This is a genomic window from Mycobacterium sp. NTMscope_Eco_3, assembly GCF_976985685.1.
The window spans coordinates 5181165-5193989 of record NZ_CDRJYZ010000001.1; the positions used below are offsets into that span (position 1 = coordinate 5181165).

Annotated in this window: 13 protein-coding genes; 8 read left to right on the forward strand and 5 right to left on the reverse strand. The window is 67.8% G+C overall.

Annotation, left to right across the window (positions count from 1 at the left end):
* Positions 1–121: 121 nt before the first annotated feature.
* Positions 122–295: a hypothetical protein gene (locus tag AC0KTM_RS24105; protein ID WP_225327265.1), complete on the forward strand. Its 174-nt coding sequence runs from the start codon at positions 122–124 to the stop codon at positions 293–295.
* A gap of 11 nt (positions 296–306) precedes the next feature.
* Here AC0KTM_RS24105 and AC0KTM_RS24110 read toward each other — a convergent pair whose 3' ends face one another.
* Positions 307–708, reverse strand: a complete 402-nt coding sequence (locus tag AC0KTM_RS24110; protein WP_225327266.1) for a DUF302 domain-containing protein — start codon at positions 706–708, stop codon at positions 307–309.
* 55 nt (positions 709–763) lie between these two features.
* Between AC0KTM_RS24110 and AC0KTM_RS24115 the strand changes: the two genes are divergently transcribed.
* The 5 genes from AC0KTM_RS24115 (at position 764) to ag85C (ending at position 4694) form a co-directional block, all read left to right on the forward strand.
* Positions 764–1261 (forward strand): metallophosphoesterase family protein, encoded by a 498-nt coding sequence (locus AC0KTM_RS24115; RefSeq protein ID WP_225327267.1) that lies wholly within the window; start codon positions 764–766, stop codon positions 1259–1261.
* A gap of 57 nt (positions 1262–1318) precedes the next feature.
* Positions 1319–1780: a MarR family winged helix-turn-helix transcriptional regulator gene (locus AC0KTM_RS24120; protein ID WP_472416898.1), complete on the forward strand. Its 462-nt coding sequence runs from the start codon at positions 1319–1321 to the stop codon at positions 1778–1780.
* Entirely contained in the window at positions 1777–2610 is an 834-nt protein-coding gene (locus AC0KTM_RS24125) for an ATP-binding cassette domain-containing protein (RefSeq protein ID WP_238957165.1), read from the forward strand. The genes AC0KTM_RS24120 and AC0KTM_RS24125 overlap by 4 nt, the downstream gene beginning before the upstream one ends.
* Positions 2600–3418, forward strand: coding sequence for an ABC transporter permease (locus tag AC0KTM_RS24130; protein ID WP_225327270.1), 819 nt, complete (start codon positions 2600–2602; stop codon positions 3416–3418). The genes AC0KTM_RS24125 and AC0KTM_RS24130 overlap by 11 nt, the downstream gene beginning before the upstream one ends.
* A 235-nt stretch (positions 3419–3653) precedes the next feature.
* The gene (ag85C, locus tag AC0KTM_RS24135) at positions 3654–4694 is read left to right on the forward strand and encodes a diacylglycerol acyltransferase/mycolyltransferase Ag85C (protein ID WP_225327271.1); all 1041 of its coding nucleotides are present in this window, start codon (positions 3654–3656) and stop codon (positions 4692–4694) included.
* A gap of 41 nt (positions 4695–4735) precedes the next feature.
* Here ag85C and AC0KTM_RS24140 read toward each other — a convergent pair whose 3' ends face one another.
* The 4 genes from AC0KTM_RS24140 to AC0KTM_RS24155 all read right to left on the reverse strand — a co-directional run bounded on the left by AC0KTM_RS24140 (position 4736) and on the right by AC0KTM_RS24155 (position 9943).
* Positions 4736–5440: a YoaK family protein gene (locus AC0KTM_RS24140; protein ID WP_225327272.1), complete on the reverse strand. Its 705-nt coding sequence runs from the start codon at positions 5438–5440 to the stop codon at positions 4736–4738.
* 148 nt (positions 5441–5588) lie between these two features.
* Positions 5589–6929 carry a maltokinase N-terminal cap-like domain-containing protein gene (locus AC0KTM_RS24145; protein WP_225327273.1) on the reverse strand — a complete coding sequence of 447 codons (1341 nt, stop codon included), beginning with the start codon at positions 6927–6929 and terminating at the stop codon, positions 5589–5591.
* 49 nt (positions 6930–6978) lie between these two features.
* Positions 6979–8760, reverse strand: a complete 1782-nt coding sequence (gene treS, locus AC0KTM_RS24150) for a maltose alpha-D-glucosyltransferase (protein WP_225327274.1) — start codon at positions 8758–8760, stop codon at positions 6979–6981.
* 121 nt (positions 8761–8881) lie between these two features.
* Positions 8882–9943: a S1C family serine protease gene (locus tag AC0KTM_RS24155; RefSeq protein WP_238957167.1), complete on the reverse strand. Its 1062-nt coding sequence runs from the start codon at positions 9941–9943 to the stop codon at positions 8882–8884.
* Positions 9944–10107: 164 nt separating this feature from the next.
* On the opposite strand from AC0KTM_RS24155, the gene AC0KTM_RS24160 reads away from it, so the two are divergent.
* Positions 10108–10533, forward strand: a complete 426-nt coding sequence (locus tag AC0KTM_RS24160) for a TIGR03668 family PPOX class F420-dependent oxidoreductase (RefSeq protein ID WP_238957168.1) — start codon at positions 10108–10110, stop codon at positions 10531–10533.
* 120 nt (positions 10534–10653) lie between these two features.
* On the forward strand, positions 10654–12825 hold the full coding sequence (locus AC0KTM_RS24165; protein WP_238957169.1) for an elongation factor G-like protein EF-G2: 2172 nt from the start codon (positions 10654–10656) through the stop codon (positions 12823–12825).

A 12825-nucleotide genomic window follows, 5' to 3' on the forward strand; every position in this document is an offset into this window, starting at 1 on the left:
CAGCCGACCGGGCGGCGATCCCCGCGCGTTCCCCGTTTCGCGCGGGCTGTCGGGGGAACCCGACTGTGAGCAGCCGCCGCGCGAAGTCTTCGATGCCGCGGGCTTCAGAAAGGGAATTACCATGCCAGATCGCAAGGGCCACAAGGCCGAGGACGACGTGGAACCCGACACCCACCAGGCTCGGTCCCGCGCGGCCGCGGGCGAAGAAGACGGTTCGTATGTGGGTGCCGCGGGCTCCGATGACTCCTTCGATGCCGGCGAAACGGGCGCCGAAGCCCGCAATGAGCGCGGCTGACCACGCGTCCGCTACCCGAGTGCGCCGATCGCCGCTTGCAGCCTGGCCGTGGCCTGATCCGCGACCTCCTGCAACGCCCCCGCCTCGCCGGTCACGTTGACCATCAGCTGGGGATCCATGGCCTCGATCAACACCGCATCGCCGTCACCGGCGGGGTCGGAGCGCACCACCACGTTGCACGGCAATAACTGTCCGATCTGGCGGTCGATGCCCAGCGCGCGATGCGCCAGCGCGGGGTTGCAGGCGCCCAGGATGAGATAGTTCTCCATCTCCTCGCCGAGCTTCTGCTTCAGCGTGGCCTTCACGTCGATCGTCGTCAGCACTCCGAAACCCTGGTCGGCTAGTGCCTTTGTGGTCCGCTCCACCGCGTCCTCGAACGAGGTGTGCAGCGTCGTGCTCAATCGCGATGTCATGTGATTCCTCCTCTTTCAGCCGTGGACTACCCAGAATTTCGCTCACAATGGGTCCGTGAGGCTGCTGCTGATCGCCGACACCCATATCCCCAAGCGCGCCCGCGACCTGCCCGCACCGGTGTGGGACGAGGTGGCCGGGGCCGACGTCGTCATCCACGCCGGCGACTGGATAGCGCCGGAATTTCTCGACCGCCTCGACAGCAGGGCGGCCAGGCTGGTGGGGTGCTGGGGTAACAACGACGGCCCGGAACTGCGGGCCCGGCTCCCCGAGCGCGCGGACGTGACCCTGGGGGGTGTGCGGTTCACGGTCACCCACGAGACCGGCGCCGCGGCCGGGCGCGAGGCCCGCATGTCACGGCTGTACCCGGGCACCGAGGTGTTGGTGTTCGGGCACAGCCACATCCCCTGGGACAGCACCACCGGGACCGGATTGCGCCTGCTCAATCCGGGATCGCCCACGGATCGGCGGCGCCAGCCGTTCTGCACGTACATGATCGCCGAGGTCGACGGCGGCGCCGTGACCGAGGTCGCCCTGCATCGCCTGCCCAGGTAGCGGGTACATACCGTCCGCGGAGCTTCCCCACATAAATAGCTCGGCTACAGAGGTATCATGGCGGAAGTGAAGTCACGCACCGATGTCGCCGCCGACCTGTTCGGCGTGGTCGGCCGGTTCCGGCGGCAACTGCGCCGGTCGGCCGGGCGCGCGTTCGATTCGCCGCGGCTCTCCGAATCGCAGTCCGAGCTGCTGTGGCTGGTCGGGCGGCGTCCGGGGATCTCGGTCGGCGCCGCCGCCGCCGAGCTCGGGCTGGTCCCCAATACCGCCTCGACCCTGGTCACCAAGCTGGTGTCCGACGGGCTGCTTTGCCGCACCGCCGGGGACAGCGACCGACGGGTGTGCCAGCTTCAGCTCGCCGAGCCTGCCCAGCAGCTCCTGGACGCGTCCCGCGCCGCGCGCCGAGACCTGCTATCCGAGCTGCTCGACGAACTCGACGGCGACGAAATCGAGTCCTTGACAAAGGGATTGGAGGTCCTCGACATGATGACCCGAATGCTTCAGGAGCGGCGACCATGAGCGCGGCACTGCCGATGGCCATCGACGCCCGGCACCTGACCTACCGCTACGGCCAGTTCACCGCCGTCGATGACGTGACATTGCACGTCCGGCCCGGCGAAACCATGGGCCTGCTGGGGCCCAATGGCGCCGGGAAGACGACCATGGTCCGGATGCTGACCACGTTGGCGCCGGTGCAGCAGGGTGAGCTGCACATCTTCGGCATGGACGCGCGCCGCCATACCACCGACATCAGAAGCAATATCGGCTATGTGCCGCAACAGCTTTCGATCGAGCCCGCCTTGACCGGCCGGCAGAACGTGGAGTGGTTCGCGCGGTTGTACGGCGTGCCGCGCGCCGAGCGCTCCGATCGCGTCGAGCAGGCGCTGGTCGCCATGGACCTGGTGGACGTGGCCGAGCGGATGGCGTCGGCCTACTCCGGCGGCATGGTCCGCCGTCTCGAGGTGGCGCAGGCGCTGGTCAACCGCCCGTCGCTGCTGGTGCTGGACGAACCGACCGTGGGACTGGATCCCATCGCGCGCGACGGCGTGTGGTCGCAGGTGCGAAAGATGCAGGCGCAGTTCGGCATGACGGTCCTGCTGACCACCCACTACATGGAAGAAGCCGACGCGCTGTGCGACCGGGTGGCGCTGATGCACCACGGCGCGCTCCGCGCCGTCGGCGCGCCCGATGAACTGAAAGCCCGGATATCCAAGGGGTCGTCGGGCGCCACGCTCGAGGATGTGTTCCGCCATTACGCGGCAACGGGTTTGGACGACGAGGCGGAATCGCCGGAGGAATCCATCCGTGACATCCGTTCCAGCAGAAAGGTGGCGCGCCGTGTCGGTTGAGCGTGCGACGGCCGGAACACTGCTGCGTGCGCCGCGCGGATGGCAGCGGGTCGGCGCGCTGTCCAGCCGCATCGGGGCCTTCGCGATCGTCGAGTTGCAGAAGCTGCAACACGACCGGACCGAACTCGTCACCCGGATGGTGCAGCCGGCGCTGTGGCTGCTGATTTTCGGTACCACCTTCAGCCACTTGCACGTGATCGCCACCGGTTCGGTGTCGTATCTGGCGTTCCTGGCGCCCGGCATCATCGCCCAGTCGGCGCTGTTCATCTCCATTTTCTATGGGATACAGATCATTTGGGACCGCGACGCCGGCGTGCTCGCCAAACTCATGGTGACGCCCGCCCCGGCTTCGGCGCTGATCACCGGCAAGGCGTTCGCGGCCGGCGTGCGTTCGGTGGCCCAGGTCGTCGGCGTGCTGGCGCTGGCGTACCTGATGCGTGTCGGCCTGACGATCAATCCTCTGCGGATCGTGGCGGCGATGGGCGTCGTCATGCTCGGCGCCGCGTTCTTCGCCTGCCTGTCGATGACGCTGGCCGGCCTGGTGCGCAACCGCGATCGCCTGATGGGGATCGGGCAAGCGATCACGATGCCCTTGTTCTTCGCCTCCAACGCGCTGTACCCCGTTGACGTGATGCCGGCGTGGCTGCGCGCGCTGAGCAAGGTCAACCCGGTCAGTTACGAGGTCGACGTGCTGCGGGCACTACTGATCGGAACTCCCTTCAATCCGGTCGGCATCGTCGTGCTGGTGATCGCAGCGGTGCTCGGAATCGCCGCGGCGTCAACGCTTTTGCGTCGCCTGGTCGCCTAGGGCGCCGGCGCGCGTGATAGCGGATGCGCTGTTACCCCGCAAGATGCCGGCATGGTTCCGAGAGTCGATCGTGACCCGAATGTGATGATTTCTGGCCGACTCCCAATCGTTAGCCAACCGCGATCTGTCGCTGCGGCCGCGACAACCGATTCCGGCCCACTTCCTGTGTTTCACTCCCCGAGAACAGATTCCACCGCATGGTGCGGCAGATGAAAGTTGGGATGGGTAGAGAGCTATGTCGTTCATCGAAAAGGTGCGAAAGTTGCGTGGCGCGGGGGCGAACATGCCGCGCCGGCTGGCGATCGCGGCCATGGGGGCCTCCCTGCTGTCCGGTCTCGTCGCCGCCACCGGAGGCGTCCCCGCCGCGAGCGCCTTCTCCAAGCCGGGGCTCCCGGTCGAATACCTCGAGGTTCCGTCGCCGTCGATGGGCCGCAACATCAAAGTCCAGTTCCAGCCGGGCGGCGCGCACGCCGTGTACCTGCTGGACGGCCTGCGCGCGCAGGACGACTACAACGGTTGGGACATCAACACGCCCGCCTTCGAAGAGTTCTATCAGTCCGGCCTGTCGGTGATCATGCCGGTCGGCGGCCAGTCCAGCTTCTACAGCAACTGGTACCAGCCGTCGTCGGGCAACGGGCAGAACTACACCTACAAGTGGGAGACGTTCCTGACCCAGGAAATGCCGCTGTGGATGCAGGCCAACAAGCAGATCTCCCCCGCGGGCAACGCCGCGGTGGGGCTGTCGATGTCGGGTGGCTCGGCGCTGATCCTGGCCGCCTACTACCCGCAACAGTTCCCCTACGCCGCCGCGTTGTCGGGCTTCCTGAACCCGTCCGAGGGTTGGTGGCCCACCCTGATCGGTCTGGCGATGAACGACGCGGGCGGTTACAACGCCAACAGCATGTGGGGTCCGTCCACCGACCCGGCGTGGAAGCGCAACGACCCGATGGTCCAGATTCCGCGGCTGGTCGCCAACAACACCCGCATCTGGATTTACTGCGGTAACGGCGCTCCCAGCGACCTGGGCGGCGACAACATGCCGGCCAAGTTCTTAGAAGGGCTCACGCTGCGCACCAACGAGCAGTTCCAGAACAACTATGCGGCCGCGGGCGGGCGCAACGGCGTGTTCAACTTCCCGGCCAACGGCACACACTCCTGGCCCTACTGGAACCAGCAGCTGATGGCCATGAAGCCCGACATGCAGCAGGTCCTGCTGGCCAGCAACACCACCGCGCCACCGGCGCAACCGGCACAGCCGGCACAACCCGCCACCTAGAACCCGACGAACCAGCATCGGCAGTAGCGCACCGGTCAGCGCTACTGCCGATGCTCTTTCTCACCCGCTTCGAGCAGGGCGCGCCGATCGGAGTGGAAGTACGTGTAGCCGGTGGTCAGGGCGCACACGACCGTGGCCACCACCAGCATCCACGTGCCGTTGACGAACAGGCTGATGAAGCCGCCGACGGTTGCGCCCACCACGAAGCTGGCGAACAGCAGAAAATAGCCCAGCCATTCCGCCGCCGTCCCACCGGCGATGTGGCGTTCGATGCCCTGGCCCATCTTGACCAGCGTCCCGGTCACGTAGCTGAGCGAGACCGACACCTCGCCGTCCTTGACGAACGATGTGTTCAGGGCCCCAATGCCGAAGGCCACCAACATGATCGGCGCGAAATCGAGCAGATTCTCTTCCCAGCCCTCGTCGATCACGTCCACCATGGTGGCCGCCGCCAGGCTGAACGTCGTCAGCACCGTCGGCCCGTGCGGGTGCGCCACCCAGAAATGCCGCCGGCACACCGAGGCGATCACGACGCCGGAGACAAAGCACACGATCAACACGCCCGCCGTCACCGACAGCAACACGTCGCCGCGGAAATACCCGAGCATGGCCCGCTGGGCGTTGCCCGTCATGAACGTCACGAAGTAGCCGGCGGAATGGGTGAAGGCCGTCGCTCCCAGGATCCCCGCCAGCACCGCCAGCACCCATGACAACCGTGACTCGCTGTTGTTGATCTCGTTCGGCACACCGACATGGTTCCAGACGGCAGCACTGCGCGCAGCGCGGAGCAGATGGCGGCGACCCGCTGCGCCCGGCTACGCCGCGCTTGCGATCGCCGCTACGCAGATGGCGGCGACCCGCTGCGCCCGGCTACGCCGCGCTTGCGATCGCCGCTCAGACGCCGGTCAGGCGCGCGATGGAGCGCAACGGGATCGGCAGCCAGCCGGGCCGGTGTCGCGCCTCGTAGCCGGCCTCGTACACGGCCTTGTCCAGCTCGTAGGCCGCCAGCAGCTGCGCCGAATCGCGGGGGTCGATCCCGGAAGCCGCCGCGTAGCCGTCGCAGAACGCGGTGCGGTTGCGATCGACCCATTCGCGGGCCCGGGCCGCCAACTGCTTGTCGTCGGCCTGGTCCACCAACGGCCCGTAGGCGGCGTACTCGAATGACCGCAGGACGCCGGCCACGTCGCGCAGCGGCGAATCGGGCGCGCGGCGCTCCTCAAGCGGCTGCCCCGGTTCGCCCTCGAAGTCGATGAGCAACCAGCTCTCCGGGGTGCGCAGCACCTGGCCCAGGTGCAGGTCGCCGTGGATGCGCTGCACGGTGATCGTCTCGGCTTCCAGCTTGCCGAATCGCTCGTCGATGGTCGCCGCCCACTTCCCGAGCTCGGGAACCAGGGCGACGGTCGACGACAGCCGCGCCAGCACGTTCTCCACCGGGAAGACCCCCTGCGCGGTGCCGAGGGTCTCCGCCAGGGTGGCGTGCACCGATGCCACGGCTTCGCCGAGGCGGAAGGACTCGCCGGCGAAGTCGCCGCCGACCTCGTACGCGTACAGATCGGCCTCGGCGAACAGGTCGCGCACGCTGGCGCTGGCCATCGCCCAGCCTTCCGCGGCGTTGGCGGCGAACTCGGTCACCATGCCCAGCGGCCACGTCTCGTCGCCGGGGCCCGTCATCTCGTAGGTGCCCAGCAGCCGGGCGACGTGCGGGTTGCCCGCGCGGCCCAGCACGCGGTTGAGCTCGATGTCGGGGTTGATGCCGCTGCTGACGCGGCGGAACACCTTGAAGATCGCGTCCCGGTCGAAGATGACGCTCGTGTTGGACTGCTCGGCGTCGGACACGTGCGCCATCGCCTCCAGCGGCAGCTCGACGTCGGGCTCCTTGGCGAATCTCACCTCGACGCCCGAGGCGCCGCGCACGGCCGACGAGTCGAGGAGGGACAGCAGGAACTGCGGCGCCTCGGCGTCGTACATCGCGTCGAAACCGGTCCGGTCGTCGGCGGCGCCGATGGTGGCGACGTTGCTGTACTCGGAGACCGGGCCGGCATCCCACTGCACGATCACCTGGTAGCGGTCGCGAGAACCGTCGGCGTAGGAGGCGTCGACGAGAACAAGGTCAAGGTCGTCGCGCAGCGGTACGACAACGCTCGGCTCGGCGCCGGACAGTTCGCGGTTGCGCCCGGCGTACCAACGTTGCTGTGGAAGCCACTCGGACCAGGGCAATTTCTCCGGGGAAGTCATGGGCGCCGCTCCTCTTTCTTGCCTGGATTGACGCCGGCGCGAGTGATCGTCATGCATCCTCCTCGCATCCGGTCAGCCGGAACCAATAGAACCCGTGTCCCGGCAGCGTCAGCAGATAGGGCAGGTGACCGATGCGCGGAAACTCCACGTGCCCGGTCAGCTCGACCGGCGTGCAACCGCTCCAATGCTGCAGATTCAGTTCGATCGGCTGCGGGAACCGCGACAGGTTGTTGACGCACAGCACGGTGTCGCCGGCTTCGTCTCCAGCGGCCACCTGCCGCAGGAACGCCAGCACCGACGGGTTCGAGCCGCCCAGTTCTTCGAAACTCCCGATGGCGAAGGCCTCGTGGCGGCGCCGCACGGCCAGCATCGTGCGGGTGAAGTTGAGCAGCGATGTGGAGGTGTCCCGCTGGGCCTCCACGTTGACCGCCTGATAGCCGTAGACGGAGTCCTGGCTGGGCGGCAGGTACAACCGGCCGGGGTTGGCCTTGGAGAAGCCGGCGTTGCGGTCCGGTGTCCACTGCATCGGGGTGCGCACCCCGTCGCGGTCTCCCAACCAGATCACGTCGCCCATGCCGATCTCGTCACCGTAGTACAGGACCGGCGAGCCGGGCAGCGACAGCAGCAGCGCGGTGAACAGCTCGATCTGGTTGCGGTCGTTGTCCAGCAGCGGCGCCAGGCGGCGGCGGATGCCGACGTTCGCCTTCATCCGCGGATCCTTGGCGTACTCGGAGTACATGTAGTCGCGCTCTTCGTCGGTGACCATTTCCAGCGTCAACTCGTCGTGGTTGCGTAGGAAGATCCCCCACTGGGCCATGTCGGGGATCTCGGGCGTCTGGGCCAGGATCTCCGAAATCGGGAACCGCGACTCCCGGCGGACCGCCATGAAGATGCGCGGCATCAGCGGGAAGTGAAACGCCATGTGGCATTCGTCGCCGCCGGTGCTGGGCTCGCCGAAGTACTCGACGACGTCGGCCGGCCACTGGTTGGCCTCGGCCAGCAGCACCCGCCCCGGGAATTCGTCGTCGATGACCTTGCGGACGCGCTTGAGGAAGGCGTGCGTCTCCGGCAGGTTCTCGCAGTTGGTGCCCTCCCGTTCGAACAGGTAGGGCACCGCGTCGAGCCGGAACCCGTCGATGCCGAGGCCGAGCCAGAACCGGAGCACGTCGATCATGGCTTCCTGCACCGCCGGGTTTTCGTAGTTCAGGTCCGGCTGGTGCGAGAAGAACCGGTGCCAGTAGAACTGCTTTCGCACCGGGTCGAAGGTCCAGTTGGACTCCTCGGTGTCGATGAAGATGATCCGGGCGTCGGTGTAGCGCTCGCTGGTGTCGCTCCACACGTAGTAGTCGCCGTAGGGGCCGTCGGGGTCGTGGCGCGACTCCTGAAACCAGGGATGCGAATCCGATGTGTGGTTCATCACAAGGTCGGTGATCACGCGGATGCCCCGCTCGTGCGCGGCGTTGAGCAGCGCGACGAAATCCTCGACCGTCCCGAACTCGGGCAGCACCTTGTAGAAGTCCCGGATGTCATAGCCGCCGTCGCGCAGGGGCGAGTCGTAGAACGGGGGCAGCCAGATGCAGTCGATGCCCAGCCACTGCAGGTAGTCCAGTTGCCCCAGCAGTCCGCGCAGGTCACCGGCGCCGTCGGCGTTGGCGTCGAAGAACGCGCGGACCAGCACCTCGTAGAACACGGCGTGCTTGAACCAGGTCGGGTCGGTGGGTAGCGCGGCGGCGTTGTTGAAGTCATCGGAGTCGGGGTGCTCGACCACGCCGTCCTGGACGTGACTGCCCCCTTCGGGATGGTGCTCGACAGCTTCTCTTGCGTCGTTCATCAAATCCACGATGCCACGGGTACCCGAGGCGCGACATTCGGAATCACGCCCACACGTCGGTGACGAATCACGCCCGGTGGCAAACGAATTGGCCACCGGGCGGATCTTGTCGCCGGGTATGTCAGGCCGGCGGCCCCTCCGCCAGCGTGATGTTCGCGGTGCGGTCGGCGCCGTCGGTGGAGCGGTAATGCACCGCGATCGTGTCCCCGGGGTGGTGCGGGACGAGCACCTCGGTCATGGACGTCGCCCCGGTGATCGCGACGTTGTCCACGCCGGTGATGACGTCGCCGGCGGCGATCCCGGCGGCCCCGGCGGGACCGGCGTTGACCACGCGCTGCACCCGGGCGCCGTTGCCGTTGTTGTCCATCACGCCCAGCCCCAGGAATGCGGTGGGGCCGATGTGCACGGTGTTGGAGCCGGCGCCGGACCTGATCTGGTTGGCGACGCCCATCGCGCGGCCGATGGGAATGGCGAAGCCCTGCCCGCCGGACATCTTGTAGCTGTCGGTGGCGGCGGTGTCGACGCCGATCACCTGCCCGGCGTTGTTCACCATGGGCCCACCGGAGTCGCCCGGCCTGATCGGCGCGTCGGCCTGGATCAGGCCGCCCAGGTTCTCCTGCGCACCGGTCAGCGTGTCGGTCGCCGAGACGCTCTGGTTGAGCGCGACGACCTTGCCGGTGACCGCGCTGGGCGTTCCGCCCTGGCCGCCGGCATTCCCCAGCGCGACGATCGGCTGGCCCACCGTGGCCTCGCCACCGATCGCGGCGGTCGGAAGCCCGGCGGCCCCGCGAAGCTGCAGCACCGCGATGTCTTGCGTCCGGTCGTAGCCGACCACGTCGACCGCATACGTCTGCCCGTTGCCGACGTCGAAGGCGCTGATGTCGGTGGCCCCCGAGATCACGTGGTTGTTGGTCAGCACGACGCCGTTCGGGTCGATCACGATGCCGGTGCCGGCGCCGACCGCGTTGTTGTAGCCGAACTTGGTGTCGATGTTGACCACTTGAGGCCCCACCTGACCGACCATCGCCGACGGGTCCAGCGGCAGGGCGGGCGGCGACGCCGTCGCCGGCGCGGCGGCTATCCCGAGGCCGATACCGGCGTCCAGACCGAGGCCGAGTCCGACCACGGCCAGCACTCTGACGACGCTTGACCCCCAGACCGAGCGGCGGTGCGATTTGCCCATCGGTGTCACCCTCCTGCTTCGCCGTAACCAACAAACTGTCCCAGCCTCAGGCTCCGGGCGGCACAATTTTGTGTACATAACCGTAATGCAGGTAGCTATGCGCGGCATGTGCCAGGTTCTCGCGGCCGCTGCCCTCACGCGCTGTGCGCACCTAAGCTGACGCGGTGGGCGAATTCGACCCCCGGGCCAGGTTCACCGAGTCCCCGGTGGCGCGGTTGGGCACCGTGACGCCGGGCGGAGGACCGCACCTGGTGCCGGTGGTCTTCGCGGTCGACGCCGACCCGGCCGGCGACCAGGACGTGGTGTACACCGCGGTCGACGCGAAACCGAAAACGACGCGGCGGCTGCGCCGGCTGGCCAACATCGACGCCAACCCCCGGGTGAGCCTGCTGGTGGACCACTACTGCGACGATTGGACGCGGTTGTGGTGGGTTCGGGTCGACGGGGTCGCCACCATTCACAACGACGGCCAGGTCCTGGAGTTCGGGCGCCGGCTGCTACGCGCGAAATACCCTCAGTACCAATCGATTTCGCTGGACGGTCCGGTCATCGCCGTCGCCGTGCAGCGGTGGTCCAGCTGGCACCACTGATCGGCAGCGCACGCGATCTGGCCCGACGGTCTTGTGGTCGACGGAAGTTGGGTGAATGGTAGCTAGATAGGTGCTAGCTAGGTCAGCGACGGCGCGCCCCGGGCAACCTGGAGGAAAGTCATGGCGGACAAGACAAATACTTCCCAAGGCGCGGGGAGCGCTCCTACCGCCACCGGTCCGGGCGAGATTCGCAACGTGGTTCTGGTGGGACCGTCGGGGGGCGGCAAAACCACCCTCGTCGAAGCGCTGTTGGTCGCCGCCGGCGTGTTGACCCGCAGCGGCTCGGTGGCCGACGGCAGCACGGTCTGCGACTACGACGAGGCCGAGATTCGGCAGCAACGGTCGGTCGGCGTCGCCGTGGCGTCCCTGTCGCACGGCGGCGTGAAGGTCAACCTGGTCGACACACCCGGCTACTTGGACTTCGTCGGGGAACTGCGGGCCGGGTTGCGGGCCGCCGATTGCGCGCTGTTCGTGATCGCGGCCAACGAGGGCGTCGACGAGCCCACCAAGTCGCTGTGGCAGGAATGCAACCAGGTCGGCATGCCCCGCGCCGTGGTCATCACCAAGCTCGACCACACCCGCGCGAACTATCAGGAGGCGCTCGCCGCGGCGCAGAATGCTTTCGGCGACAAGGTTTTACCGCTTTACCTGCCAACCGGGCTGCCCTCCTGCCACGGCCTGATCGGTCTGCTGTCGCAGGCGCGCTACGAGTACGCCGACGGCAAGCGAGCCGTGCAGGCACCGGACCCGGCGGACGCCGAGCGGATCGAGGAAGCGCGCGGCGCCCTGATCGAAGGAATCATCGAGGAGTCCGAGGACGAGTCGCTGATGGAGCGGTATCTGGGCGGTGAGTCCATCGACGAATCCGTCCTCATCGCCGACCTGGAGCGGGCCGTCGCCCGGGGGTCGTTCTTCCCGGTGATCCCGGTCTGCAGCACCACCGGCGTGGGCACGTACGAGTTGCTGGAGGTCGCCACCCGCGGATTCCCCTCGCCGATGGAACACCCGCTGCCGGAAGTCTTTACGCAAGTCGGAGCGCCGCGCACCGGCCTGACGTGCGACACGGACGCTCCGTTGCTCGCGGAGGTGGTGAAGACGACGTCGGACCCCTACGTGGGCAGGGTCAGCCTGGTCCGGGTGTTCTCCGGGACCATCAGGCCCGACACGACGATTCATGTGTCGGGCCATTTTTCGTCGTTCTTCGGCACCAGTCCCGAAGGGAGTCAAGGCAATAGCCACGCGCACCCCGATCACGACGAGGACGAGCGCGTCGGCGTGCTGTCCTTCCCGCTGGGCAAGCAGCAGCGCCCGGCCACGGCCGTGGTGGCCGGTGACATCTGCGCGATCGGCAAGCTGAGCCGCGCCGAGACGGGCGACACCCTTTCGGACAAGTCGGAGCCGCTGGTGCTGAAGCCCTGGACCATGCCCGAGCCCCTGCTGCCGGTCGCGATCGCGGCCCACGCCAAGACCGACGAGGACAAGCTGTCGGTGGGGCTGGGCCGGTTGGCCGCCGAGGACCCGACACTGCGGATCGAGCAGAACCAGGAGACCCACCAGGTGGTGCTGTGGTGCATGGGCGAGTCCCACGCCGGTGTGGTCCTCGACGCGCTGGCCAATCGGTACGGCGTCACCGTGGACACCGTGGAACTGCGCATCCCGCTGCGAGAGACCTTCGGCGGCAAGGCGAAAGGCCATGGCCGCCACGTCAAGCAGTCCGGCGGGCACGGCCAGTACGCGGTGTGCGACATCGAGGTGGAGCCGCTGCCGGAGGGCTCGGGATTCGAGTTCGTGGACAAGGTGGTCGGCGGGGCGGTGCCGCGGCAGTTCATTCCGAGCGTGGAGAAAGGTGTGCGCGCCCAGATGGAGAAGGGGGTGCATGCGGGCTACCCGGTGGTCGACATCCGCGTCACCCTGCTCGACGGCAAGGCGCACAGCGTCGACTCGTCCGACTTCGCGTTCCAGATGGCCGGCTCGCTGGCGCTGCGGGAGGCCGCGGCCGCGACGAAGGTGGCGCTGCTCGAGCCCATCGACGAGATCTCGGTGCTGGTGCCCGACGATTTCGTCGGCGCGGTGATGGGCGATCTGTCCAGTCGGCGCGGCCGGGTCCTCGGCTCCGACACCGCGGGCAACGAACGCACCGTGGTCAAGGCCGAGGTGCCCCAGGTGGAACTGACCCGCTACGCCATCGACCTGCGGTCACTGGCGCACGGCGCCGCCTCGTTCACCCGGTCGTTCGCCCGCTACGAGCCCATGCCGGAATCCGCCGCGGCCCGGGTGAACGCCGGCGTCTGA

Excerpts from the sequence above, each read along its gene's own strand:
- AC0KTM_RS24105 (WP_225327265.1), top strand. The coding sequence starts at position 122 with ATGCCAGATCGCAAGGGCCACAAGGCCGAGGACGACGTGGAACCCGAC.
- AC0KTM_RS24110 (WP_225327266.1), bottom strand. The coding sequence starts at position 708 with ATGACATCGCGATTGAGCACGACGCTGCACACCTCGTTCGAGGACGCG.
- AC0KTM_RS24120 (WP_472416898.1), top strand. The coding sequence starts at position 1,319 with ATGGCGGAAGTGAAGTCACGCACCGATGTCGCCGCCGACCTGTTCGGC.
- AC0KTM_RS24125 (WP_238957165.1), top strand. The coding sequence starts at position 1,777 with ATGAGCGCGGCACTGCCGATGGCCATCGACGCCCGGCACCTGACCTAC.
- ag85C (WP_225327271.1), top strand. The coding sequence starts at position 3,654 with ATGTCGTTCATCGAAAAGGTGCGAAAGTTGCGTGGCGCGGGGGCGAAC.
- AC0KTM_RS24145 (WP_225327273.1), bottom strand. The coding sequence starts at position 6,929 with ATGACTTCCCCGGAGAAATTGCCCTGGTCCGAGTGGCTTCCACAGCAA.
- treS (WP_225327274.1), bottom strand. The coding sequence starts at position 8,760 with ATGAACGACGCAAGAGAAGCTGTCGAGCACCATCCCGAAGGGGGCAGT.
- AC0KTM_RS24155 (WP_238957167.1), bottom strand. The coding sequence starts at position 9,943 with ATGGGCAAATCGCACCGCCGCTCGGTCTGGGGGTCAAGCGTCGTCAGA.
- AC0KTM_RS24165 (WP_238957169.1), top strand. The coding sequence starts at position 10,654 with ATGGCGGACAAGACAAATACTTCCCAAGGCGCGGGGAGCGCTCCTACC.